Origin of the sequence: Rossellomorea marisflavi (genome assembly GCF_001274775.1) — a bacterium.
Taxonomy (GTDB): Bacteria; Bacillota; Bacilli; order Bacillales; family Bacillaceae_B; genus Rossellomorea; species Rossellomorea marisflavi.
Genome location: NZ_LGUE01000001.1, coordinates 343,905 through 367,630 on the forward strand (window position 1 = coordinate 343,905; position 23,726 = coordinate 367,630).

The 23,726-nt window shown below is 49.0% G+C and carries 27 protein-coding genes; 22 read left to right on the forward strand and 5 right to left on the reverse strand.

The features are described from left to right. Positions 1-113 precede the first annotated feature (113 nt). The 5 genes from AF331_RS01680 to AF331_RS01700 all read left to right on the forward strand — a co-directional run bounded on the left by AF331_RS01680 (position 114) and on the right by AF331_RS01700 (position 4,899). Complete coding sequence (locus AF331_RS01680) at positions 114-767, forward strand: O-methyltransferase (protein ID WP_053426486.1); 654 nt, start codon at positions 114-116, stop codon at positions 765-767. Positions 768-995: 228 nt separating this feature from the next. Then, positions 996-1,631, forward strand: a complete 636-nt coding sequence (gene udk, locus AF331_RS01685; RefSeq protein ID WP_053426487.1) for a uridine kinase — start codon at positions 996-998, stop codon at positions 1,629-1,631. A gap of 170 nt (positions 1,632-1,801) precedes the next feature. Then, positions 1,802-2,278 (forward strand): transcription elongation factor GreA, encoded by a 477-nt coding sequence (gene greA, locus AF331_RS01690; protein ID WP_048006184.1) that lies wholly within the window; start codon positions 1,802-1,804, stop codon positions 2,276-2,278. 35 nt (positions 2,279-2,313) lie between these two features. Beyond that, the gene (locus tag AF331_RS01695; protein WP_327205372.1) at positions 2,314-4,125 is read left to right on the forward strand and encodes a peptidoglycan D,D-transpeptidase FtsI family protein; all 1,812 of its coding nucleotides are present in this window, start codon (positions 2,314-2,316) and stop codon (positions 4,123-4,125) included. 81 nt (positions 4,126-4,206) lie between these two features. Then, on the forward strand, positions 4,207-4,899 hold the full coding sequence (locus tag AF331_RS01700; RefSeq protein WP_053426488.1) for a YrrS family protein: 693 nt from the start codon (positions 4,207-4,209) through the stop codon (positions 4,897-4,899). Between the two features lie 53 nt (positions 4,900-4,952). On the opposite strand, the gene AF331_RS01705 is transcribed toward AF331_RS01700, so the two are convergent. Continuing rightward, a complete protein-coding gene (locus tag AF331_RS01705; RefSeq protein WP_053426489.1) occupies positions 4,953-5,159 on the reverse strand; it encodes a DUF2536 family protein in 207 nt (68 codons plus the stop codon). A gap of 169 nt (positions 5,160-5,328) precedes the next feature. On the opposite strand from AF331_RS01705, the gene AF331_RS01710 reads away from it, so the two are divergent. The 6 genes from AF331_RS01710 (at position 5,329) to AF331_RS22280 (ending at position 9,786) form a co-directional block, all read left to right on the forward strand. Further along, entirely contained in the window at positions 5,329-5,967 is a 639-nt protein-coding gene (locus AF331_RS01710) for a class I SAM-dependent methyltransferase (RefSeq protein WP_053426490.1), read from the forward strand. Between the two features lie 16 nt (positions 5,968-5,983). Beyond that, a complete protein-coding gene (gene mtnN / locus AF331_RS01715; RefSeq protein ID WP_053426491.1) occupies positions 5,984-6,676 on the forward strand; it encodes a 5'-methylthioadenosine/S-adenosylhomocysteine nucleosidase in 693 nt (230 codons plus the stop codon). A 45-nt stretch (positions 6,677-6,721) separates the two neighbouring features. Beyond that, on the forward strand, positions 6,722-7,651 hold the full coding sequence (locus AF331_RS01720) for a PLP-dependent cysteine synthase family protein (protein ID WP_053426492.1): 930 nt from the start codon (positions 6,722-6,724) through the stop codon (positions 7,649-7,651). Further along, the gene (locus AF331_RS01725; RefSeq protein WP_053426493.1) at positions 7,648-8,784 is read left to right on the forward strand and encodes a bifunctional cystathionine gamma-lyase/homocysteine desulfhydrase; all 1,137 of its coding nucleotides are present in this window, start codon (positions 7,648-7,650) and stop codon (positions 8,782-8,784) included. Before AF331_RS01720 ends, AF331_RS01725 begins: the two co-directional genes overlap by 4 nt. Positions 8,785-8,878: 94 nt before the next feature. After that, complete coding sequence (locus AF331_RS01730; RefSeq protein WP_053426494.1) at positions 8,879-9,106, forward strand: YrhC family protein; 228 nt, start codon at positions 8,879-8,881, stop codon at positions 9,104-9,106. Positions 9,107-9,642: 536 nt separating this feature from the next. Further along, complete coding sequence (locus AF331_RS22280) at positions 9,643-9,786, forward strand: YrzI family small protein (protein ID WP_159640481.1); 144 nt, start codon at positions 9,643-9,645, stop codon at positions 9,784-9,786. 227 nt (positions 9,787-10,013) lie between these two features. On the opposite strand, the gene yunB is transcribed toward AF331_RS22280, so the two are convergent. After that, positions 10,014-10,772 (reverse strand): sporulation protein YunB, encoded by a 759-nt coding sequence (gene yunB / locus AF331_RS01735; RefSeq protein WP_048006174.1) that lies wholly within the window; start codon positions 10,770-10,772, stop codon positions 10,014-10,016. A gap of 423 nt (positions 10,773-11,195) precedes the next feature. Here yunB and AF331_RS22285 point away from each other — a divergent pair, with 423 nt between their 5' ends. The 4 genes from AF331_RS22285 (at position 11,196) to AF331_RS01755 (ending at position 15,375) form a co-directional block, all read left to right on the forward strand. Beyond that, positions 11,196-11,633, forward strand: a complete 438-nt coding sequence (locus AF331_RS22285) for a DUF2269 family protein (RefSeq protein ID WP_053426495.1) — start codon at positions 11,196-11,198, stop codon at positions 11,631-11,633. A 173-nt stretch (positions 11,634-11,806) separates the two neighbouring features. After that, positions 11,807-12,535: a hypothetical protein gene (locus AF331_RS01745; protein WP_053426496.1), complete on the forward strand. Its 729-nt coding sequence runs from the start codon at positions 11,807-11,809 to the stop codon at positions 12,533-12,535. 16 nt (positions 12,536-12,551) lie between these two features. Then, entirely contained in the window at positions 12,552-14,225 is a 1,674-nt protein-coding gene (locus AF331_RS01750; protein ID WP_053426497.1) for a vWA domain-containing protein, read from the forward strand. 10 nt (positions 14,226-14,235) lie between these two features. Beyond that, positions 14,236-15,375 (forward strand): toxic anion resistance protein, encoded by a 1,140-nt coding sequence (locus AF331_RS01755; RefSeq protein ID WP_053426498.1) that lies wholly within the window; start codon positions 14,236-14,238, stop codon positions 15,373-15,375. A 71-nt stretch (positions 15,376-15,446) separates the two neighbouring features. On the opposite strand, the gene sigK is transcribed toward AF331_RS01755, so the two are convergent. Continuing rightward, entirely contained in the window at positions 15,447-16,160 is a 714-nt protein-coding gene (gene sigK / locus AF331_RS01760; protein ID WP_048016280.1) for an RNA polymerase sporulation sigma factor SigK, read from the reverse strand. Between the two features lie 1,051 nt (positions 16,161-17,211). Here sigK and AF331_RS22835 point away from each other — a divergent pair. Beyond that, entirely contained in the window at positions 17,212-18,414 is a 1,203-nt protein-coding gene (locus AF331_RS22835; protein ID WP_268786026.1) for a right-handed parallel beta-helix repeat-containing protein, read from the forward strand. Positions 18,415-18,661: 247 nt separating this feature from the next. After that, positions 18,662-18,802, forward strand: a complete 141-nt coding sequence (locus tag AF331_RS22690) for a hypothetical protein (protein WP_162838944.1) — start codon at positions 18,662-18,664, stop codon at positions 18,800-18,802. A gap of 116 nt (positions 18,803-18,918) precedes the next feature. On the opposite strand, the gene pssA is transcribed toward AF331_RS22690, so the two are convergent. After that, on the reverse strand, positions 18,919-19,458 hold the full coding sequence (gene pssA, locus AF331_RS01780) for a CDP-diacylglycerol--serine O-phosphatidyltransferase (RefSeq protein ID WP_053426500.1): 540 nt from the start codon (positions 19,456-19,458) through the stop codon (positions 18,919-18,921). Positions 19,459-19,637: 179 nt separating this feature from the next. On the opposite strand from pssA, the gene AF331_RS01785 reads away from it, so the two are divergent. Next, positions 19,638-20,420: a phosphatidylserine decarboxylase gene (locus AF331_RS01785; protein ID WP_053427737.1), complete on the forward strand. Its 783-nt coding sequence runs from the start codon at positions 19,638-19,640 to the stop codon at positions 20,418-20,420. 35 nt (positions 20,421-20,455) lie between these two features. On the opposite strand, the gene sda is transcribed toward AF331_RS01785, so the two are convergent. Continuing rightward, positions 20,456-20,596, reverse strand: a complete 141-nt coding sequence (gene sda, locus AF331_RS01790) for a sporulation histidine kinase inhibitor Sda (protein WP_048006165.1) — start codon at positions 20,594-20,596, stop codon at positions 20,456-20,458. Between the two features lie 332 nt (positions 20,597-20,928). On the opposite strand from sda, the gene AF331_RS01795 reads away from it, so the two are divergent. Genes AF331_RS01795 through yhbY form a run of 4 tightly spaced genes read left to right on the forward strand, consistent with a single transcriptional unit; the run spans position 20,929 to position 23,719 of the window. Beyond that, positions 20,929-21,483 (forward strand): YqeG family HAD IIIA-type phosphatase, encoded by a 555-nt coding sequence (locus AF331_RS01795; RefSeq protein ID WP_053426501.1) that lies wholly within the window; start codon positions 20,929-20,931, stop codon positions 21,481-21,483. Further along, a complete protein-coding gene (gene yqeH / locus AF331_RS01800) occupies positions 21,480-22,580 on the forward strand; it encodes a ribosome biogenesis GTPase YqeH (RefSeq protein WP_053426502.1) in 1,101 nt (366 codons plus the stop codon). The genes AF331_RS01795 and yqeH overlap by 4 nt, the downstream gene beginning before the upstream one ends. Before the next feature lie 10 nt (positions 22,581-22,590). Next, positions 22,591-23,439: a shikimate dehydrogenase gene (aroE, locus tag AF331_RS01805; RefSeq protein ID WP_053426503.1), complete on the forward strand. Its 849-nt coding sequence runs from the start codon at positions 22,591-22,593 to the stop codon at positions 23,437-23,439. After that, positions 23,426-23,719, forward strand: coding sequence for a ribosome assembly RNA-binding protein YhbY (gene yhbY, locus AF331_RS01810; protein WP_053426504.1), 294 nt, complete (start codon positions 23,426-23,428; stop codon positions 23,717-23,719). The genes aroE and yhbY overlap by 14 nt, the downstream gene beginning before the upstream one ends. Positions 23,720-23,726 lie beyond the last annotated feature (7 nt).

Sequence of the window (23,726 nt, forward strand, 5' to 3'; positions counted from 1 at the left end):
TATTTTCATATACCGATGCCCGGCGTTTTAAGTAGAAAGCTCAAGGTAGCTTTCTTCTTTTCATGTTCATTACGCTCAAAGGGCCGGGAAATAAACGATAGAAGGTTGATTCCGTGGACGAAAAAATAATCAATTATATAGAATCCATTGTTCTGGACCGTTCCGATCTGCTTCAGGAAATGGAAGCATATGCTGAGGAGAACGGGGTGCCGATCATGGAGCTTGTCGGCATCGAGGCGCTCCTCGGAATGCTCAGGATCCAACAGCCGAAGCGGATCCTTGAAGTGGGGACGGCAATCGGATACTCTGCACTCAGGATGGCCGAAGCGCTTCCCGATACCACCATCGTCACACTTGAAAGGGACGAAGAAAGGTATGAGAAGGCGCAGGAGTTCCTTGGCCGTTCATCTGCACGTGACAGGGTCATCACCTTGTTAGGTGATGCCCTGGAGCTGCAGGAAGATGTAAAGCAACATGGACCGTATGATGCGGTCTTCATCGATGCCGCCAAAGGTCAGTATCGCAAATTCTTCGACAGTTATTCCGAGATGCTGACCCCTGAAGGTGTCGTATACTCTGACAACGTTCTGTTCAAAGGACTGGTGGCAGAGGAAGTGGTTGAGCAGAAGCGGATCCGTAACATGGTGAAAAAACTGCAGGACTACAACAAATGGCTGATGGATCATCCTGAATATGATACGTCGATCCTCCCGGTCGGGGACGGGGTCGCAATCAGCAAGAAGCGGGGCACCCGTGTAGAAGCCTGATACTCCGGTGAAGCCGACCGTTCATCATGCATGAAAAAACGAGCGGGGGTGGAGGAGAATGCTGAGTGCCAAAGAGGGATCGTTCAGATCCGGTCATTCAGTCCATCATACACCCAAGTGGGATGAAAAAGGGAATGAGCAGGATGTTGTCCGCCACCCATTATAAATTGTGAAAGATCATGCAGAGCAGGAGCACTGCATGATTCGAAAGGAGAACATCGTAACCTTATGAAGCAGAAACCCGTCGTCATTGGTGTAGCAGGAGGTTCAGGGTCAGGGAAGACTAGCGTAACGAAAGCGATCTACGAACAATTCCAGGGCCATTCCATCCTCATGCTGCAGCAGGATTATTATTATAAAGATCAATCCCACCTACCATTCGAGGAGCGTCTGAAAACGAACTATGACCATCCACTGGCATTCGATAATGACCTCTTGATTGAACATCTCCAAGGCCTGCTGAATCATCAGCACGTGGAGAAACCGGTTTACGATTACAAAATGCACACCCGTTCGGATGAAACAATCCCTGTTGAGCCGAAAGATGTGATCATCTTAGAAGGAATCCTTGTATTAGAAGATGAGAGATTGCGCAACTTAATGGATATTAAACTATACGTGGATACCGATGCCGATCTCCGTATCATCAGAAGGATGCTTCGTGATATCAAGGAGCGCGGGCGTTCCATTGATTCCGTCATTGATCAATACATCACGGTCGTCCGTCCGATGCATAATCAATTCATCGAACCGACGAAGCGGTATGCCGATGTGATCATCCCAGAAGGCGGCCATAATCATGTGGCCATCGACCTCATGGTCACAAAAATTCAAACAATTCTTGAACAAAAGTCATTTTTGTAATACGATAGCATAGATAAATAAAGTCCAAAATTTACAAATCCCCACAATTGAACATCATCAGGGAATGGAGAAGGGTTTCATCTTCTCCATTCCCTCGCTTTACATGCTGAAGCAATATGGTACATAAAGAGCACGGGGATGCTCTAAATAGAGAAGGAGTGAAGAGGGTCATGAGTACAGAAAAAGTATACCCGATGACGATCGAAGGGAAAGAAAAGTTAGAAAAAGAACTAGAGAACCTGAAAACGGTTAAACGTAAAGAAGTCGTCGAGCGCATCAAAGTCGCAAGGAGCTTCGGGGATCTATCCGAGAACTCTGAGTACGATGCAGCCAAAGATGAGCAGGCATTCGTAGAAGGACGCATCTCGACGCTTGAAAATATGATCCGTAACGCCAAGATCATCCAGGAAGATGATCATAATTCCGATACGGTCCAGCTTGGTAAGAAGGTGACCTTCATCGAACTTCCTGATGGCGATAAAGAAACATATTCCATCGTGGGAAGCGCTGAAGCCGATCCATTTGAAGGGAAAATCTCAAATGACTCACCGATCGCCAAAAGTCTTCTTGGACATAAAGTAGGCGAACAAGTGACGGTTCAGACTCCAGGCGGGGAAATGAGCGTCAAGATCGTAGAAGTAAGCTGATAAAAAAGAAGGGGGCCTCCGGGCCTCTTTTTTTTATGGGGAAAATCAAGGGACTAATTCATCTCGGAACCGTCAACAATGATGGGAGAGGTGAAAGCATGAAGAAGAAGCGGGTCTTATTCTTAAGTATCATCCTATTATCCATCCTGTTTGGTCTGATCGGAAGGCTGATGCAGGTGCAACTAGTCCAGACCGAGTCATTTTCCAAGCACAAAATCAACCTGATTGAGAGCAGCGTGGAACAGCGGACGCAGCAGATCGTCATAGACGAAGGGAGGGGGGCTTTCCTTGATCGTGCAGGCAATCCCCTGACATTCGATGAAGAAAATGTCGTGGTGCTCTTCCCGTTCCTGAATAAGATCGAGTGGCCGAGCGCCACAGTAGCATCCATCCTGGGGATGGACGAAGCAGACATCAAGCGGGATCTCCTCGGGGCAAAGGAACCCGTGGTCCTGAAAGGCAGCGTGGATCTTACGCAGTCTCAAATGGACCGCGTGAACGCTCTGGAGGTCCAAGGGGTCTTCGCCGTGAAGAAAAAAGTGAAAAAATCCGTGGTCCCTGCCGCGCAGCTGATCGGGGTGACGGGTGAAAACACGACCCTGTTCCATGAGCGGTATCCCGATAGGGTCAAGGGGGCCAATCAGCCTGTCGGTGTCTCTGGGCTTCAGGGTATATTTGACGAATGGCTCATAGCCGAGGAGCAGGCGAAGCTTGTGTATCATGTGGATGCAACGGGAGGACCGCTGTTCGGAGCAGACGTGAAATATGTCGCCTCGGCCAATCCATTCTATCCATTAAACGTGAAGACGACGATCGATTCAAGGGCGCAGGAAGCCCTTGAAGAGGTTGCTGACACATACGAGATGAAAAAAGGGGGGCTCCTCCTACTCGATATCGCAAGCAGTGAGATCGTGGCCAGCGTCTCTCGACCGAAGATGAAACAGGGGGATCCGTTCGGAGAAGGAGCGACGGATTATATGAGAAAGGCCCTCATACCCGGTTCCGTCTTCAAGACGGTCATTGCAGCGGCGAGCCTTGAGGAAGGCATGGTGGATGAAACAAGGATGTTCGACTGTGACCAGAATATCAGGGGAGGGGAAGCACAGAAGCCACACGGCTCGATCAATATCAGGGACAGTCTGGCAGCAAGCTGCAATCGTACATTTGCAGACCTCGCGAATGAACTGACAGAAAAAGATCCGGATCTCATTGAGGAGTACGCAGATAAACTCGGCCTAACGGGAAATGTCGCTTGGAAAGGGGACGTATTCCATTACGAGGATTTCTCCCAGTTGAAGCTGGAACAATCCAGGATCTTTGCGTCAGAAACAGCAAAAGGGGATCGCAATGAGATCGCCATGACCGGGATCGGACAGAATGAAGTGAGGGTGACCCCCATCGGCATGGCCAACATGATGGCGACGATTGCAAGGGGAGGGAAGGCGTACGAGGTGAGTGCGGTTTCGACGGTTGAATATCAGAACGGGGCGGATATGGTGAATTTCCCGAAGCAGGAAGGCGGCGAAGGAATCAGCCCGTTCACAGCGATGAAAATGCAACAATATTTGCGAGGCGTCGTGAATTCTCCCCTCGGGACGGCCCCGTATCTGCAGGAAGCGGCATACGAAGTCGCCGGCAAGACGGGCACGGCCCAGACGGGAAGCTACAGGGGAGAGAAAATCAAGGCAAATGAGCTTTATAACAAGTGGTTCGCCGGCTACTTCCCCTTCCACGACCCGAAATATGCCCTCGTCGCGGTGAATATGGACGTTCTAGTGGACGAAGGTGGCATCTATCCGATCTTCAAGGACAGCGTCGATGCCCTCTACCGTCTGGATCAGGAATGAGTCGAAGGAAATGGATAATGTTTCGCTTTCTTCTTTTCCCCCTGTCTGTTAAACTATTGAGGATAATAGGGAGGGAAAGACATGGCGAAGTACCAATCTCGATTAGATAAACGATCAAAAAAGAACACCAATAAAATCCTGAATATCATGATTGCAGTCGTCGTCCTATTGATCCTCGTAGTGGGCGGCTCGATCCTTATTGGAGGCGGGAACGACAAAAGCTCCGATACGGCTTCTTCCTCTACGGGTAATGGAGGGAACAAGAAAGCCTCTGCTGAAGAAAATAAAAGCGATACTGCCAAAAAAGATGATGAGGATTCAAACGATAAAAAAGCTGCTGACGACAAAGAGGACAAGGACAAAAAAGACAAAGATGAAAAAAAATCCGACGATGATACAGAGAAAGATCTGAAGTCGGAAGACGACAGCAAGCTGAAAGTCCAGGATGGCGACGAACCGAATGTGGATAAAACCGTTGTGCATCCAGACTGGAAGCCGGTGGGCACTTCACAATCAGGAGAGCACGTATCTTCTTATGATCTGGGGACACCTGACTGGAACGAAAAGGTGAAAGCTCTATCCTACGCTACCGGAATACCAGAAAACAATATGACGGTATGGTATATCGAAGGAAACGGTAGTCCGCAGAAATCCATCGGTACAGTATCCGCAAAGAATGACTCCCAGGCATACAGGGTCTATCTTCAGTGGATTGATGGAGAGGGCTGGCAGCCGACTAAAGTTCAGGAACTGATCGAAAACGATAAGAACTAAAGAAAAATCCGCCAGGGTCATGTGGACCCCGGCGGATTTTTTTGTTTCTGCATTCATTGATTCAGCTTGAAATGGACCACAGCCGTATAGAGGCGGCGACTGTTTTCATCTACCGTCACATGATGCTGTACATGGTGGACCCTGAGCATGATCGACTGATTCAATTCAATCTGCTCGGAAATTTTCTTTTCTAGCGTGGAAAGATCTGCGGCCTCGAAGAACTCGACCTTATCCTTGATCAATTCAAATGAAATACTCATGTTTCTCCCCCTCTTATCGGTTCGCCTCCTTATTTTAGGGCTTGTGTGCACCCTTGGCAATGGATAACAGTTGAATAATGGGGGTGGATATGATAATTTAATAACAGTTTTAAAATTAAATCATAGTATATGGATAGGAATTATAAACTTTCCAACAGGAGTGGGATCGATGGGTAGAGAGTTTTTGGATTTATTCCAGGATTGGGCGGATTCATACGATGATACCGTAACGGGTCATGATGTCGAATACCAGGCGGTGTTTGAACATTATGATGCCATACTAGACGCAGTGGCTGCCCGTGCAAAAGGGAGGGTCGTCGAATTCGGTCCTGGAACGGGCAATTTGACGAAGAAGCTCTTGGAGAACAAGCTGGAGGTTCTGCCGTTCGAGCCATCCCCTGAGATGAGGGAGATCGGCATGCAGAAACTCGGTGACCAGGTCACCTTCAGGGATGGAGACTTCCTTGATTTCGATCTGGTTGGGGCAGTGGACTCTTTCGTCAGTTCATACGCTTTTCACCACCTCACCGATGAGGAAAAAGGAAAAGCCTTTGAGATTTATGGCAAGTACCTGCCCCGTGGTGGTAAAATAGTATGGGCCGACACCATGTTCGAGAGTGACCGGCACTATCAAGCCGCCATATCCGCAGCCATCGAAAAAGGATATCATAATCTTGCAGATGACCTGAAACGCGAATACTATACCACATTGGATGTGTTCAGATCCCTCCTTGAACCGAGAGGATTTACCGTCACATTCGATCAGGTAAACGCATTTGTATGGATCATGGAGGCGACTAAACAGTAGAAAGAGGTCATACACTATGAAAATCGCCATCATCGGAGCAATGGAAGAAGAAGTCACTTTATTAAGGGAAAACATTTCGAACCCTGTGGTCGAAACCATCGCAGGGTGTGAATATACAAGCGGCACAATGAAAGGGAAGGAAGTCGTCCTTCTGCGTTCCGGAATCGGGAAGGTAAATGCCGCCATGTCGACAGCGGTCCTCCTTCAGCATTTCAAGCCGGATTGCATCATCAATACCGGATCAGCAGGTGGATTCGATCCTGCACTGAACGTCGGGGACGTGGTCATTTCCACAGAGGTCCGTCATCATGATGTGGACGTGACGGCATTCGGCTATGAGTACGGTCAGGTGCCACAGCTCCCGGCTGCCTTCACGGCGGATGATAAATTGAAAGAAATCGCCGTGCAGTCGGTGAAGAAGATGGGCGACGTACAAGTCGTTTCCGGCTTGATTGCAACAGGGGATTCATTCATGAGCGATCCTGCCCGGGTCGAAGCGATCCGTGACAAGTTCGATTCCCTGCAGGCAGTGGAGATGGAAGCGGCGGCGATTGCACAGGTTGCCCATCAATTCGGCACCCCGTTCGTCATCATCCGTTCCCTTTCTGATATTGCCGGGAAGGAATCCGATCTGTCATTCGATCAATACCTGGAAAAAGCGGCCCTGCATTCTGCCAATATGGTCATGAATATCGTAGAGTCCGTATAAAGAGAGAAGCTGTCCCGGTGGCAGCTCTGTAAGGGGGAGCAACCTTTGGAAGTATATAGCAGTGTACAGGAACTCATCGGGAACACACCCATCGTGGAACTGACGAATTTCCCGCTGAAGGAAGGGGTCCGGCTTTTCGCGAAGCTGGAATTCATGAATCCGGGTGGCAGTGTCAAGGACCGTCTTGGAAAAGAGCTATTGGAAGATGCAATCCGTACCGGCAAGATTCAAAAAGGCGGTACGCTCATAGAGCCCACGGCAGGCAATACGGGCATCGGACTTGCATTGGCAGCGGTGAGCTCAGGCTACAAGGTGATGTTCTGCGTCCCTGAAAAATTCTCGGTCGAAAAGCAGACCCTCATGAGGGCCCTCGGTGCCACTGTGGTGAACACCCCGACAGCCGACGGGATGAAGGGGGCCATCGCAAAGGCCGAACAGCTGCTGAAGGAGATCCCAGGCTCGTATTCACCTGCCCAGTTCTCGAATGCTGCCAATCCCATGACCTATTACAAGACACTCGGTCCGGAAGTCTGGAAGCAGATGGACGGACGGATCGATACGTTTATTGCAGGCGCGGGCACAGGCGGTACGTTCATGGGTACTGCCCGCTTCCTGAAAGAGCAGAAGCCGTCGCTCAGGACCGTCATCGTCGAGCCTGAAGGTTCCATCCTGAACGGAGGTCCATCCGGGCCCCATCGCACCGAAGGCATCGGCATGGAGTTCCTGCCGGATTATATGGATCCATCTTATTTCGAAGGGATCCACACGGTGAGTGATAAGGATGCTTTCACCATGGTCAAGGAGCTTGCAGGAAAAGAAGGCCTTCTCGTCGGAAGCTCTTCCGGTGCGGCCATGTATGCGGCACTCCTCGAAGCAGAGCATGCTGAACCAGGGACGCATCTTTTGACGATCTTCCCGGATTCCAGCGAACGATACTTAAGTCAGGATATCTATGAAGGAGGAAGTTCAGAATGAAAAAGAAAACGAAACTGATCCACGGCGGCATTCCAACCGACCCCCAGACGGGTGCGGTGTCAACGCCGATCTATCAGGTAAGCACATATAAGCAGGATGAAGTCGGGAAGCATAAAGGGTTTGAATATTCCCGCTCCGGAAATCCCACCAGGCATGCCCTGGAAGAATTGATCAAAGACTTGGAAGGTGGAGAACGCGGATTTGCATTCGGTTCCGGTATGGCCGCCATCACAGCCGTAATGATGTTGTTCAACAGCGGTGACCACGTCGTCCTCACGGATGATGTCTACGGAGGCACCTACCGTGTGATGACCAAAGTATTGAACCGCCTCGGCATCGAATCGACATTCGTCGATTCCAGCAATCCGGCGTCCATCGAAGAAGCAATTCGTGATAACACAAAAGCGGTCTATATCGAGACCCCTACCAACCCGCTGTTGAAGATCACCGATATCAAAGAAGCAGCATCCCTTGCAAAGAAGCACGGTTTGCTCACGATCGTTGATAATACGTTCAGTACGCCATACTGGCAGAATCCTCTAGCCCTCGGTGCAGACATCGTCCTTCACAGTGCCACCAAGTACCTTGGAGGTCACAGTGATGTGGTGGCGGGACTCGTGGTCGTGAATTCCGATCAGCTTGCGGAAGATCTCTTCTTCGTTCAAAACTCTACGGGTGGAGTCCTGGGTCCACAGGATTCATGGCTGCTAATCCGTGGGATCAAGACGCTTGGACTCCGTATGGAAGAGCACGAAATCAATACGAAGAAAATCGTCGACTTTCTCCTGCAGCATCCAAAAGTATCCAAGGTCTATTATCCTGGACTTGAATCACATCCGAACCATGAGATTGCAAAAGCGCAGGCATCCGGCTTCGGCGGTATGGTGTCGTTCGATGTGGGCAGCGAAGAGAATGCGGATCGTCTCCTCACCAACACGAAATACTTCACTCTTGCAGAAAGCCTTGGTGCCGTGGAAAGCCTGATCTCGGTACCAGCCCGCATGACGCATGCATCGATTCCGAAGGATCGCCGTGACGAACTCGGCATCACGGATGGCCTTGTCAGGATCTCCGTCGGCCTTGAAGACGTGGAAGATCTGATCGAGGATATCGATCAAGCGCTCTCTAAATAAGCTGGCAGGAATGGCATCAATTACATGAGTGGCTACACTTCCGGATATGTTACCATAGATTGTGAGTCAACTAGTCCGAAAGTAGGTGTCGACGATGGATAAGAACATCTTTGAACAGAAGCGATCCGACTATAGACGGTTCGGATTCACCCTTCTCTATTTGAGCGTATTCTTATATCTGGGCGTTTTGATCCCCGGCATTTCGGATACCGCGGTGAAATTGTACAGCCTCATGGGCATGACCATGGTTCTGCTGATTGCTTCCTTTACTTTTTTCAAAAAAGCAATCGCTTATCAAAAACGAATAATGGAAGACGAATAAGGCTGAGATATAAGCGTTTTATAGCAAACCCGAATTCATTCGCCAAGGATCAGGCAAATGAATTCGGGTTTTTTAGATATTTATTCATTGCTTTGAGCGGTTGATTGGAGCGCAAGACGGAGACTCCTGGGGGAATAGTGACCCCGCAGGCCAGCAGTGGAGGCTCACGCACTACCCGCGGAAAGGGAAGTCTTGCACGAAAATCATGAGCGGTACAAAGGATTAAGCTGATTATATTATAAAAATATTTTAAAAAAAGTGGTTTACTTTTCCATTATAATTGGATATACTAACCAATGTAAGAAAAATATCACACGGAAACGGAGGTCGAGTAACATGATGATGATCAAAGGAATCAACGCCGTACAACTTCATATTACCATTCGACCGACAGTGGGATATCTTTCATTCTGACCAATATGTGAATGAATGCCGCGGGGAGAATGCATCTTCCTGCGGCTTTTTTGTGTGCCGCCGGGAAGGGAGTCCCTGCGGTTTTTTCATGCAAAAAACAACACTGGAAAGGGGGGATCGCCATGACTCTGAACTTACTATTCGTGACGCTTACGTTGAAAAAGAAGCGTACGTCATTCGAAGAAGCTGCACATAATGAATCGGTCTCGAAGCATTTCGAAGAAACCAAGACAAGGCAGCAACACTTCACATCACATACGCTGTAATACCTGTACGATCAAACCATAGGGAGGAGAATGAACATGATTTTTATACAAGTGAAAAGGCTGAATGCGCTCTGGGTGGAGAAGGACACAGCCTAACGAACGTGAAGGGTTGGTGACAGGATGTTTTTGAACATCTCGATTTGGACAGTGATGATCGGCAGATTCTTCAAGAAGAAGCGGATGCCGGAATAATGAAGAAAGCGGGTCCGGTATCGGACCCGCTTTCTTCATTCACTTTTTTTCGGAAGCTGGATGGCAGGAGAACTGCCGCTGCCGTTCCCGCTATAAAAATCCGGGACTTTTCCTGGTATGAACAGATCGCCGATTTTGACTTTATTGGCCACCTTGATTGTTTTGGTACGCCTCGGAATGATCACATTCATTTCAACCGAAATGTTGATGTACACTTCGAGATAGGTGTTGTTGATCCCGACCACATTCGTTTGTGTTTCTACATTGGATTGCACGTCCCCGATGATCATGAACTGGATGGGGATCTGCGGACCCATATTGGCCAGGAGGGTATTATTCGCTGCAAGACCGAGGGGCACATAATACACAATGCCTTTTGCATCTTTGCTTTTCTCAAAATCGATTTCCGTCTCTGAGGTAAAGGCCTCGAGCTTTTCCAGGTCGCCTTTCTCCACATAATCAAGGTACTGCTGGACCCTTTCGGTCGATTCTGCGATCAGCTTGTTGTATATACCCGGATCGAAGCTATAGCTGGGCTCTCCGCCGGTTTCATGTTTGACGATCAACTGATTGATATCCACCTCTTCAGAGATGTTTTTGGAAATGGAATCGTTGATGGCCTGGGCCGCGAACTGCCGGGTCGTTGTTTCAGCGATTTCCATGAGTGCGGGCTCGATGCCCCTATTGATCATGTACAGGCTCTGTACCGTCATCAGCACGAACACGATGAACGATATGATGAAGACATGCCGTGCAGGCAGGGGAGATCGTTTCGGTCGTCGCTTCTTGAACATACCGTCACCTCTCTTCACTCTCACTATATTGTCAGGAGCTATTGATTATGACTGGTGGAGAGGACACATATCTGTCAAAGAATCGCAACAGGGTGTTCATGAATGGAAGGGTTTATGAGGCAATTGCGGTGATATACTGACCGTAAGGACGTAGCAATGGAAGGAGTTTTGCGTCATGTTTTCCATGATCATGGGTCTGGTGGTGACCGTGGCGATCGGGTTGATCATCACGGCAGAAGTCGGTGCAGAGTAAGGGGGCAGATGCCCTCTTTTTTTATGGGGGAAAAGTGGCAGATACCACAAATTAATAATGAAACATGGCAGGCGGTCCCCTTGGGAAAGGGCCGCCTTTTTTATGTGGTGAAAAGGACAGGGAGCTCCGCATATAGTAGGTCTATATTCATAAGTGGGAAGGGGGCACGTATGTATTCAATCGTTGTGATCATCCATGTATCAACGGCTCTCATCGGTTTCGGACAGACGTTCTTATTCCCCTTTCTGCTACAATTCCCCCGTTCAGAAGAGGGAGCAAGGACGGTCCTCGGGCTCATTGGGGGAATGGGGACACTAGCGAAATGCAGTGATTTCATCCTGTTGGGTAGCGGTATGGGCATGGTGATCCTCGGCTATCCTTTCGAGCCTTGGATCATCGCTTCCCTGCTCCTTTTCTTCATCATTTGCTTCTCGTCTGCTGTCCTGTCAAGAAAGGCTGCCCTATCATTGTGGGAAATGCTCAATCAGGAAAGTGGTCCATATTTTATGGAAGAATACCGGAAGCGCATGGCCCTATTCATTCCGAAAGTGTGGTTCACACAGGCCATCAACACCGCGATCATCCTGCTCATGATTTTGAAACCATAAGCCTCCTCCATACGTATGACAGAGAAGGGAGACCCTTCCTGAGAAGTCCTATCTGTTGTCATCTCGTAAAGGGACTTTGCATGAAGTGATTGAAAGGATTTTCCAATAGTAGTATAGTAAGTAGGGACTATTTTTTCATTTTTCCGAAAAGTTAACCGAAGGAGGGGAGAAAGATGAAGAAAATGATTCAGCTCGGCGCCCTCATTCTTGGAGTGACGATTGCAAACATCGTGATATTTTCCCCCGGCTTTATCGGCTTGGCCCTGACGGGGGGTGCCCTTGAAGCGGCGCTCGGTGCATCGATCCTCACGGCAAGCGCCATAGGTGTCCTTTACGGAGTGTATGCGCTTCGTTTCAAGGAAGAAGAACCGCTCCAGATCCTCTCTCTTGCCTCAGATGAAGACTACAAGGAAGCCCTCTCCAGATTCTTCGGGAAAAAGTCGCTTCGTGAAGATCTTCACTATGCCATCGAGCAGGTGGATCGCCTGGAACAGAAAAAAGCCTCCCTCCAGCAGGCGATCAATGACCGGTTCCAGCAAGGTGAAATGAGCCACCGTAAATTCAGCCACACGGTCCTTGAGGTGGAACAGCTCTTTTTCCAGAACGTAAGGAATCTCTTGAACAAAGCGGGTGCCTTCGATGAGCGGGAATACAAATCCGTCCGGTCCAAGGATCCGCGCCTCAGTCAAACCCTCCTAGCCGAGAAGACATCCCTGTACAGGGAGTATCTGTTCTTCATCAAACAGGCAATCGAGATCAATGAAGAAATCATCCTCGATCTCGATAAGCTGCTGCTTGAAATCACCCGTCTCAATACTGTCACCATCGAAGATATCGACAACATGGCCTGCATGAAGGAAATCCATTCCCTCATCAATCAGACAAAGCTCTATAAAACATAAAGAAAAGGGGAAACGCATGATGAAAAAAGGAAAATTCCTGCTCGTTTCCGGTCTAATCGTCCTGTTGGTCTTCGGTGGTGTCTTCTTCGGGATCAAACTCACCTCCAACCTCGGGAAAACCGATAAGCAGATTACGGCAGAAAATGCAGATAAACAGCTGGATGAACTTTACAGTAAGATTGACGTGACGAAAGAAAAACCGATCAAGGGCCAGATCGATCTCGACCCGGCGGATGCAGCTTCCGAGCTTCCGGATATCTCGAAATTCCCACTTACCGTAGAGGGGACGGGGAATACGACGGTCGAAATCTTTTCCTCTACAGAAAAATCCGGGAAGGGGAAGGAAGGATGGCTGAATAAAGTAGCGGAAGACTTCAATGCCTCGGGCGCATCGGGCCAGGTGACCATCCGCAGTATCGCATCCGGGACGGCGACAGAGTACATCACATCAGGGAAAAGCATTCCTGACGCCTTCGCTCCTTCCAATGAATTGTGGGGGGAAATGGTCAAAGCCGCCGGAGTGGAGTCCAACCTGATCGAAAAGCGCCTTGTCGGGAATGTGCCAGGCATCGTGATCTCAAAGAAAAAACATGATCAGCTCATCGAGAAGTATGGGGCCGTGAATGCGAAGACCATATTGGAAGCCATGACCGAGGATGAATTCGCCATGGGGTATACCGATCCTTTCGCAAGCTCCACGGGATTGAACTTCCTCATCACCGGCCTCAATGCCTTTGACAACAAAAACGTCCTGAGTGACGATGCCGTGAAGGGATTTGAATCATTCCAGGCAAATGTCCCGTTCACAGCCTCTACGACCCTGCAGATGAGGGAGGCCGCCAAGTCAGGGATGCTGGATGGATTCGTACTTGAATATCAGACCTATACGAACGCCTCCGATCTCAAGGATTCCTACGAATTCGTACCGTTCGGTGTCCGCCATGATAACCCACTGTACGCACTTGGGGAGCTCCCTGCAGAAAAGGTCAAGGTGCTTGAGGAGTTCGCTCAATTCGCCAAGCAGGACCGTTACAAGGAGCTTGCCAAAAAAGACGGCTTCAACGGTTTGGAAGAGTATCAGTCAGAAATGAAGCCCCTTGACGGAAGCACCATCACCTCCGCCCAGAAGATCTGGAAGGAAAAAAAGAATGGCACCCAGTCGATTGCCGCCGTTTTCGTAGCGGACGTATCGGGAAGCATGGACGGGGAATCGCTTAATAAGCTGAAAGAGTCCCTCCTCAAAGGACAAAAGTATCTCGGGAAAGACAATTCGATCGGTCTGGTCAGTTATTCGGATGATGTGTCCATCAATATGCCGATCAAAAAATTCGATGTGAATCAGCAATCCGAATTCGTCGGGGCGGTGGAAAGCCTGCAGGCCAATGGCGGGACGGCCACCTATGACGGAATCGTGGTGGCCATGAAGATGCTTCAGGATGAGCTCGGGAAAAATCCGGATACACGGCCCCTCATCTTCGTGTTGAGCGACGGGGATACGAATCAGGGGAATTCATTGAAAGCCGTCCGGCCCCTGATCGAAGCGTACAAAATCCCGGTGTATACAATCGGGTATAACGCGGACCTCAAGGCGCTCGAAACCATTTCATCCATCAATGAGGCCGCCAGCATCAATGCAGATACCGACGACGTCGTCTATAAGATCCGAAATCTGTTCAACGTCCAATTATAGGAGGGATTGTATGAGCTTTTCCATGAGTGTGACCACACAAGAAGAAGTGAAAAAGGTGATCGAACAAGAGGTCAAACCCGTACCTGAGGAGGTAAGGAAGCTTCAAGAAGCGGCGGAAGCGAACGTCCAGGCGGTCCTGAACCTTGATCTCGATTCCCTTGAGAAGAAAAAGGAAATCCTTGCTTCCATCGATTCCTTCGGGATGGACACCCTGCGATCGTCTTCGAGCAAAAATGCCCTCCTGCAGGTATCAGTGGGCAATCTATCGAAGACGGGTGATGAAGGCGGACAGGTGGCCAAAGGGCTGAGCGACCTTCAAATCGAAATCAAGGACCTCGACCCGAGCATGATCGATTTTGCCAAGACGGGGCTCCTCGGGAAGCTGTTCAATCCCATGCGGGCCTACTTCGCCAAGTATCAAAAAGCCGACACCGTCATATCCGATATCGTCGAGTCACTGGAGAAGGGCAGGAATGTCCTGAAAAATGACAATACGACCCTTGAAATCGAGCAGCACACCCTCAGGGAGCTGACCAAGGTGCTTCAGAAGGAAATCGAACTCGGCTCCCTCATGGATGCCTCCATCGCCGCACAGGTGGAAGTGGCACGGGAAAAGGGGGGAGATCCCGATCGGGTCCGGTTCATCGAAGAAGAAATCCTGTTCCCCTTACGTCAGCGGGTCATGGACCTCAATACGATGCTCGTCGTCAATCAGCAGGGCATCATCGCTTATGAAATGGTCGTGAGAAACAACCGGGAGCTCATCCGCGGCGTCGACAGGGCGAAAACGGTCACCATCTCCGCCCTCAGGATCGGCGTGACCGTCGCAAGTGCCCTGTACAATCAAAAGATCGTCCTCAAAAAGATCGAGGCCTTGAATGCGACGACGAATACGATCATCGCCGGGACTTCGAAAATGCTGAAAGATCAAGGGACCGCCATCCAGAAGCAGGCGATGGAAGCGAATATCTCCGTCGACACCCTCAAGACCGCCTTCAGCGATGTCATCGAAGCAATGGACTCGATCTCCACCTACAAACGGGAGGCCCTTCCGCAGATGCGGGAAACAATCTCCCAGTTCAAGGAGCTCGCCGCAACGGGGGAAGAGCAGATCCAGCGGTTGGAGAAGGGATCGAAAATCCAGTTCTGAATCAACACTAAAGAAAAGCCCGCCAAGACCGTCATATAGACGATCCCGGCGGGCTTTTTCTTATAGAATGATCATTTTCCGCGTTTCTCTTTCTCCTCACGGTAAAATTCATGGAACATCTTCATCAAGGCCCGCTTTTCGATCCGGGACACATAGCTCCTCGAGATGTTCAATTCCTTCGCGATCTCCCGCTGGGTCTTCTCTTCTTTCAAGTCGAGTCCGAAACGGCCGACGATGACCTCTTTCTCCCGGTCATCTAGGACACAGATGTATTTCCGGACCTTCTCCAGTTCCATGCTGAGCTGGATCGTATCGATCACATCATCGGCTTCCGATTTGAGGATATCGATGAGGCTGATCTCATTCCCTTCTTTATCCTGGCCGATCGGATCGTGAAGGGAGATATCCTTTTTCGTCTTTTTGAGGGCCCTGAGATGCATGAGGATCTCATTCTCGATGCAACGGGCAGCATAGGTGGCAAGCTTCGTTCCCTTACCCTCGGAATAGCTCTCGATCGCCTTGATCAGCCCGATCGTGCCGATGGAGATGAGGTCTTCGGGGTCTTCTCCGGTGTTTTCGAATTTCTTCACGATATGTGCCACGAGCCTAAGATTATGCTCGATCAGCATATTCCTCGCGTGCTCATCCCCTTCTGCCATGAGCCGTAAGTATTTCCGTTCCTCTGCTGCCGATAGCGGTTGTGGAAAGGCGTTATTCTTTACATAGGAAACAAGGAAGAACAATTCTTTCACGAAATAGCCGAGCGCTGTCAGAACTCCAGACATGGTTCCACCTCCAAAAGGACTTTTGCCTATAACCCATACCTATGTTAGCGATTGGGGTCTCTTGCATGTCCTCTGGAAGTAAGGGGGAGGGAATTGTGTGAAAGCCAGGTAGAGACGCTCTTTTGAATAGGCTGATATGCAGTATTAAAAACACAAGTAATCTCGAATAGAGGGGCAATGAATGGGGAGAGGATATCAATCGCATCGACCACATTTGGTTTACCCGAAAGGTTTATGCCGATTAGTCCTGTGAAGGAAAAGTTATAGGGAATCGTTATAAACAAGGAGATTTGTAAAAAGACAATAGTGAAAGATACAGCATGATCATGAAGTTGATAATGAAAGAGGTGGCTCTTGCCAGAAGGAACGAATACAAAACATCATGATCTGCAGGAAATAAATAACGGGCTCCCTGCAACGATTAATGAACCTAAGGCGCAACTTACTATCTTCTTCATTATATTTCACTCTTCTACTATCAGTATACAGGGAACTCAATAAAAACTATTTTACTACTAATAATAAAGAAGTTCATTCAGTGGGATATGGGTTTACGATCTACCTGTTATATTCCAAATGTATTATCTCCAAATCTGTCGCCACGTCTATAGGGAAAGGGGGAGTACTTTCCCGGTCAACTCTTGGTCTATTAGTCCATACATTCCATTGTTCTAAACATACAATGACCATAAAGATCGTATTTAGAGGTGATGGAGTGTTTAATAACAAACGAAACCAGTGTGATTTGAGCAAAGTACTTCCTCCAAACGGATGTGACTTTTACCCTCCTCCTCAGGGACCACCGGGACCACCGGGACCACCGGGACCACAGGGGCCACAGGGGCCACAGGGGCCACAGGGGCCGCAAGGATCGGAGGGTCCACAAGGGCCGGCAGGGACACAGGGACCACAAGGGTTGTCGGGATCACAGGGGCCCCAAGGGTTGACGGGGTCACAGGGACCACAAGGGTTGACGGGGGCACAGGGGCCCCAAGGATTGACGGGGTCACAGGGACCACAAGGGTTGACGGGGGCACAGGGGCCTCAAGGATTGACTGGACCACAGGGAACGCAGGGGCCACAAGGAACACAAGGTCCGTCCGGCACTCCTGTATTGACAGGTGTGGGCGCACCAAGCTGTGCGATTGGTAATAATGGTGACCTATATATCGATCTATCTACAGGGAATCTGTACTATAAAGAGCAGGAGCCTGTTCCACCAGCAAACAGGACGGTCCCTTCTTTTACAGGGAACACCCTCAATGTAGGGTCAACCCGTCTGTATACTACGATTCAAGCGGCTTTAACTGCGGCGGTCAATGGGGATCGATTATTACTTGACGCAGAAACTTTCATTATCACTGCAAGCCTGCCTGTTAACAAGTCGGTCACCATTGAGGGACAGGGAAAAGGATTAACGACCGTCATTACGACGAGTAATGCTGTAACCACCATGTTTAATGTTACGGTTTCGAATGTGATATTCCGGGAAATGACCCTTGTTCAAAACTTCCCATCCATTGCGTCTACAGAAACCATTATACGGGTGGGGAACTTCGCTACAGGAATTTATGTCGATAATTGTGAAATCTCCGTATGTGAATTCGGAATTACCTTGATTGCTACCGAATTTCAGATTACAAATTGCGATTTCACATATGCCCCGGCTGCTGCCCTTAACAATAATTATCGGTATATCAGTATTGCGTCTACTTCTGGACAGAGTATCATTGACACCAACACGTTTGTATCCGGTTCGGGAAATTCCAATTGCAGCTTTATAATTATCACAAATGTAGCAGTCAGTTCGGGTACACTGAAAGGGGATTTAGTGGTAAGGAATAATGAACAAGTGGTCGCTTTTCAATTAAGGCATCTTCTCAACATGGAAGAAACGATAGGAAATAATTTCGGTCTGTACATCATAAATAATAGAACCTTTAGCGAAGGGAATGTCCCTGTCTTATTGAATGGTCCTAACCTGAATATCTTTAAATTCATCGCCGTCTATGGCAATACCGTTCAAAATACTGCAGGGAAAGGGATTGTCGGTATCGATCTGAATTATCTGGGAAGTACGGATATTTTTGCGATGGGTAATAGCATTACCAATCCAACGTTCGCTGTTGGGTGGGCTTCTGCAACGACCGACCCAACCAGTGTTGTCGTCGGTTATCATGCAGCCGTTATTCCCGTCCCGCCTAATCTTCCGCTGAATCCTTGTTACTGGTTATTGTTGAGTGAATTTATATAATGGATGGGTAGAGCGAGGAGGGTTATCGCTCTACCTTAATTATCGTGGAGAGCGGGTCCAGTAAGAAATACTGTTCTCCTGACCATTCATCGGGTTCCAGTGGATTCGATATGTTCACCAGCCAATGGGTGATGTTTTTGTTAAGAAAAGGTGTCTGGACCGTATGGGGAAATTCCTTCAAACGCCTATACCCGTGCGTCCCACCCTACATATACTACCTACAGGAAGAACGGGAGGGGGGAAACCCATGTACGGATATCCATGCTATGGACCGGGCTATCCAGGTTACTACGGTGGAGGCGGCTATCTGTTCGCCCTCGGTGTCATCCTGTTGATCTTGCTTTTCCTTTTCGGAGGTTGGTGGTACTATACGACCTGCTGCTGCTGATCAATAGGGGTTGCCGCGGTGCTCCTTAGGCGGGGATGCACCCCGGTATGATACGTATAAAAAAAGGATCCCCGGTTCTTACGCGAACCGGGGATCCTTTTTTTATATAATGGTTTTCATACTTTTTTGATGGTGAACGGGCTGACCATCAAAAGGGACATAAGAATCATGGTCGTCAGGATGATCCCAACCGGTACATGGGGAATGGCAAGATAGGAAAGGGTCACAAGGCAGCCAGCTGCCGTGATGGGAAGCCCTATAAAGTAACCGGCATTATCGGTGATGTTGAAGCGGGCAAGTCGATAGGCGCCGCAGCCGATATAGAAAATCATGAAGAATGCTCCTACCACTCCCAAAGACTGGAGCGCGGCATAATACATGAGTACAGCCGGTGCCATCCCGAATGAAACGATGTCGCTCATGGAATCGAGCTGCTTACCAAGATCGGACTCTACGTTCAGCTTCCTGGCCACCATCCCGTCGAAACGGTCGGTGAGAGCAGCGATGAAAATGAATAATAAGGCCTGATGAGGCTGATTATGCAGGACGGAGACGATGGCGAATCCGCCAAGGGACAGGTTGAGCAGCGTCACGAAATTGGCTGCATGGGCTTTCAGTTTTTTTACGGTTTGATCAAGTGCTTCGGAGAGAAACAATGAACCTCACTCCTTATTCAAAGAAAAAGATAATATAAGATATAGTATATGACATTGTTTTATTATATACTTATTAAACTGTGAACGTTAAGGGTTTTTCAAAAAACGTACTTTTTTTCAAATGTCTGGGACTTTTGGGCTGTGCCCATCCCTGTTGACGATAAAGGAGTTGGAAGTTGTTGAAGCAATCTCTTTACCGGTTGTGCATCGAACTGACGAATAAAAAGTGGTCCTCTTTTTTGCTCCGTCGGTTTGTCCAATCAAAAGCAAGCAGGAAGCTGATTCCTTCGTTTGCCAAAACCTACGGGATCAATACGGAAGAAATGGAGAAGTCCATCGAACTCTATCCGAGTCTTCATGAATTCTTCATCCGCAGGCTGAAACCGGGCGCACGGACGATCCAGGCAGGGGAGGCCGCTGTTGTCAGTCCCGTGGACGGTGTCATGGCAGAAACGGGTGTGATCACGGATCAGCTCGAAGTAACGGTGAAAGGCAAGCTATACTCCATCCTGGATATGTTGGGTTCTGACGAGAAAGCAGCACCGTACATGGGGGGATCCTTCGCCGTATTTTATCTGAGCCCTGCGAATTACCATCGCATCCACAGTCCGGCAAACGGAGAGGTCATCGGCAGGTGGGAGCTTGGAAAGCACTCCTATCCCGTCAACGAACTCGGTCTCCGGTATGGAAAGGAAACCTTATCAAAGAATTATCGGTCCATCACGGAGCTGCGTCATCCCGGAGGAAGGATGGCAGTCGTCAAAGTTGGGGCCATGTTCGTTAACAGTGTCGATTACGTTGTGGATCGGAACGAATGGATACAGGGCGAGGAAGTCGCCTACTTCAGCTTCGGGTCCACCGTGATCCTTCTGTTTGAAAAAGGACGATTCTCTTTCGCCGGGGATACCGCCCCTCGCGAAGTACAGGTCGGGGAGAAGCTGGGAAGCTTCATGTCAAAATAAACGGGACGGATGAGCATCCGTCCCGTTTATCCGTATTAAGATGAAGCCTTGATTTTATTCGTAAGGGAACGTCGGTGAATTTCCATTTCGATGAGGCGAATGAATTCTTTGCTGAGATTTAATTCTCTGGCCTTATAATAGGAATCGATCAACAATTCATCGGATAATTTCCTCATGACTCCACCTCCCATACTTTTACTACCGTGCTCTTGCTGTAACTAAACTTTACCAAATTTAAATAGACAGAACAACTGTTCCTTTATCCACATGTCTCCGTGGATATCTTGTGGTTAACCTGTATACAACTGGTAAAATATTGGGTGATTCGTAAGTGAATAATGTGTATAACGTTATCCACAGTCGAGAGCAAAGTTGAATTTTGTCGAAAAATATTTGATTTTCCTCACATATTTTCCCTTTCCATCGAATACATGCGGGTTTACTTTGAAAGTCATGGGGAAATTGGTTATCATTAATCTGTTATACAGTAAGCGTGCGGAAGACCGAGATGTCAAATGACTATAAATATGAGGTGTTTGCTTTGTTAAAACAATTTTTGCCTGATGAACAGGTACAGGATATATTTGCGATCCGACCGGAGGATCTGAAAGAAAAAGGAATCAAGGCAATCATCACGGACCTTGACAATACGCTGGTCGAGTGGGATCGCCCAAATGCGACCCCGAAGCTGATCCAATGGTTCAAGGAGATGCAGGAACATGGAATTCTTGTGACAATTGTTTCTAATAATAACAGGATGCGCGTCGGGTCTTTTGCCGATCCCCTGGGTGTCCCGTTCATATTCCAGGCACGCAAGCCCATGGGACGAGCATTCAAACGGGCGATCAGGCAGATGGATGTCAAGAAAGAGGAGACGGTCGTGATCGGCGATCAGCTGCTCACTGACGTGCTGGGGGGAAACCGGAGCGGCTTTCATACCATCCTGGTCGTTCCAGTGGCTCAGTCGGACGGATTTATGACGAAATTTAATCGCAAAGTCGAGAGAAGGATCATGAACTTCTTCAAACGAAAAGGCATGATCGGTTGGGAGGATAAAAAGTGAGTCAAGTTGTATGTATAGGCTGCGGAGTCGAGATTCAGACGGAAGACAAGGAAGGGTTGGGGTATGCACCCCCATCTTCCTTTAAGAAGGATGAAGTCATCTGTCAGCGCTGTTTCAAGCTGAAGCATTATAATGAGGTGCAGGACGTTCCCCTTACGGATGACGACTTCCTGAAAATCCTCAATGAAATAGGGGATTCAGAAGGGTTGATCGTCAAAGTCGTTGATATTTTTGATTTCAACGGCAGCTGGCTTCCGGGGCTTCACCGCTTCGTCGGTTCGAATCCGATCCTCCTTGTGGGGAATAAAGCCGATCTTCTTCCCAAATCGGTCAAGCATTCAAAGCTGACTCAGTGGATGAAGCATGAAGCGAAACAGCTCGGTCTGAAGCCCGTCGATGTCAAATTGGTAAGTGCTTCACGCGGCCAGGGAATCGAAGAAACGATCCAGGCCATCGAAGAGTACCGTGAAGGCCGTGATGTGTATGTGGTCGGATGTACCAACGTAGGGAAGTCCACGTTCATCAACCGCATCATCAAGCAGGTTTCAGGGGAACAGGACGTCATCACTACATCGCATTTCCCGGGAACGACCCTGGATATGATCCAAATTCCACTCGGGGATGATGAGTACCTGATCGATACACCGGGAATCATCAATCATCACCAGATGGCCCACTATGTGAACAAGGGTGATTTGAAGATCATCACACCGAAGAAGGAAATCAAGCCGAGGACGTTCCAGTTGAATCCGGAGCAAACGCTATTCTTTGGCGGGCTTTCCCGTTTCGATTTCCTGAAGGGAGACCGTCAGGCATTCACCTGCTATTTCTCCAATGAGCTGAATATCCACCGGACGAAGGTGGAAAAAGCAGACGAGCTCTATAAAAATCATGCAAGTGAGCTGCTTCAGCCGCCCCGCATCGAGGATATGGATACGTTCCCAGAGCTTGTGAAGCATGAATTCAAGATCAAGGAAGGGAAGACCGATATCGTGTTTTCCGGACTTGGTTGGATCACGGTGAACGAACCGGGAGCTTACATCGCTGCCCATGTACCGAAAGGGGTCAGCGTCTTCCTGAGAAAATCATTGATCTAGGGGGATTATCATGAATCACTTATACGGGGTCATCGGTGACCCCATCGCCCATTCCATGTCCCCGGTCATGCATCAAGCAGCACTTGAGGATTCCGGGCTCGAAGGCACGTATATGAAATTCCACGTCACCCCAGATGCCCTTCCGCAGGCCATCGGAGGCATAAGGGCGCTCGGTATCCGCGGTGTGAATATCACCGTGCCCCATAAAGTCGCCGTGATGGAGCTCCTTGATCGCATCGATCCCCTTGCGGAATCCATCGGTGCGGTCAACACGATCGTGAACGATAACGGGGTGCTGACAGGGTATAATACGGATGGACCGGGATATGTCGAAGGATTGCAGAAGGCACTGGTCGGCGATGTGACAGACAAGTCCGTCTTGATGCTCGGAGCAGGAGGTGCCGCCAAGGCCATCTTCTACAGCCTCGCCTCTATTGGCGTGACGCATATCGACATCGCCAATCGCACCGAAACAAGGGCAGCCGACATGATTGCAGCCTGTCCGTTCGCCATCTCTTCTTCATTCATCCCCATGGATGAAGCGGGAGCAGCGGTCAGCAGGTATGACATCATCATCCAGACGACTTCGATCGGGATGAGCCCGGACGTCGGCCACTCACCGCTCGCCTTCGATTCGGTGAAGGAAGGCAGCCTATTCAGTGACATCATCTATAACCCCCTTGAAACGGCCATCATGAAACGGGCTCGGGAGCTTGGGGCTCAAACGCAGAATGGACTCGAAATGTTTGTTCACCAGGGAGCACTGGCGTTTGAGAAGTGGACGGGGATCACCCCTGACACAGAAACTATGAAAAAAATCGTTTTAAAGCAACTAGGAGGTCAACATGTTAACAGGTAAACAGAAAAGATATCTACGGTCACAAGCCCATCATTTGAACCCGATCTTCCAGGTCGGCAAGGGCGGAGTGAATGAAAATATGATCAACCAAATCGGTGAAGCACTTGAAGCGAGGGAACTGCTGAAAGTCAGCATCCTACAGAACTGTGAAATGGACAAGCATGAAGTTGCCGAGGCCCTTTCCAAAGGAGCCAGGGCAGAGCTTGTGCAGCTTATCGGTCATACGGTCGTCCTGTATAAAGAGTCAAAAGAAAACAAGACGTTAATCCTTCCAAGATAAGGTCGTG

Bases quoted from the DNA above. Each gene is read 5' to 3' on its own strand.
- udk (WP_053426487.1), top strand. From the start codon at position 996: ATGAAGCAGAAACCCGTCGTCATTGGTGTAGCAGGAGGTTCAGGGTCA.
- greA (WP_048006184.1), top strand. From the start codon at position 1,802: ATGAGTACAGAAAAAGTATACCCGATGACGATCGAAGGGAAAGAAAAG.
- AF331_RS01695 (WP_327205372.1), top strand. From the start codon at position 2,314: ATGGGGAAAATCAAGGGACTAATTCATCTCGGAACCGTCAACAATGAT.
- AF331_RS01700 (WP_053426488.1), top strand. From the start codon at position 4,207: ATGGCGAAGTACCAATCTCGATTAGATAAACGATCAAAAAAGAACACC.
- AF331_RS01705 (WP_053426489.1), bottom strand. From the start codon at position 5,159: ATGAGTATTTCATTTGAATTGATCAAGGATAAGGTCGAGTTCTTCGAG.
- AF331_RS01710 (WP_053426490.1), top strand. From the start codon at position 5,329: ATGGGTAGAGAGTTTTTGGATTTATTCCAGGATTGGGCGGATTCATAC.
- mtnN (WP_053426491.1), top strand. From the start codon at position 5,984: ATGAAAATCGCCATCATCGGAGCAATGGAAGAAGAAGTCACTTTATTA.
- AF331_RS01725 (WP_053426493.1), top strand. From the start codon at position 7,648: ATGAAAAAGAAAACGAAACTGATCCACGGCGGCATTCCAACCGACCCC.
- AF331_RS01730 (WP_053426494.1), top strand. From the start codon at position 8,879: ATGGATAAGAACATCTTTGAACAGAAGCGATCCGACTATAGACGGTTC.
- AF331_RS22280 (WP_159640481.1), top strand. From the start codon at position 9,643: ATGACTCTGAACTTACTATTCGTGACGCTTACGTTGAAAAAGAAGCGT.
- yunB (WP_048006174.1), bottom strand. From the start codon at position 10,772: ATGTTCAAGAAGCGACGACCGAAACGATCTCCCCTGCCTGCACGGCAT.
- AF331_RS22285 (WP_053426495.1), top strand. From the start codon at position 11,196: ATGTATTCAATCGTTGTGATCATCCATGTATCAACGGCTCTCATCGGT.
- AF331_RS01745 (WP_053426496.1), top strand. From the start codon at position 11,807: ATGAAGAAAATGATTCAGCTCGGCGCCCTCATTCTTGGAGTGACGATT.
- AF331_RS01750 (WP_053426497.1), top strand. From the start codon at position 12,552: ATGATGAAAAAAGGAAAATTCCTGCTCGTTTCCGGTCTAATCGTCCTG.
- AF331_RS01755 (WP_053426498.1), top strand. From the start codon at position 14,236: ATGAGCTTTTCCATGAGTGTGACCACACAAGAAGAAGTGAAAAAGGTG.
- sigK (WP_048016280.1), bottom strand. From the start codon at position 16,160: ATGTCTGGAGTTCTGACAGCGCTCGGCTATTTCGTGAAAGAATTGTTC.
- AF331_RS22690 (WP_162838944.1), top strand. From the start codon at position 18,662: ATGTACGGATATCCATGCTATGGACCGGGCTATCCAGGTTACTACGGT.
- sda (WP_048006165.1), bottom strand. From the start codon at position 20,596: ATGAGGAAATTATCCGATGAATTGTTGATCGATTCCTATTATAAGGCC.
- AF331_RS01795 (WP_053426501.1), top strand. From the start codon at position 20,929: ATGTCAAATGACTATAAATATGAGGTGTTTGCTTTGTTAAAACAATTT.
- aroE (WP_053426503.1), top strand. From the start codon at position 22,591: ATGAATCACTTATACGGGGTCATCGGTGACCCCATCGCCCATTCCATG.
- yhbY (WP_053426504.1), top strand. From the start codon at position 23,426: ATGTTAACAGGTAAACAGAAAAGATATCTACGGTCACAAGCCCATCAT.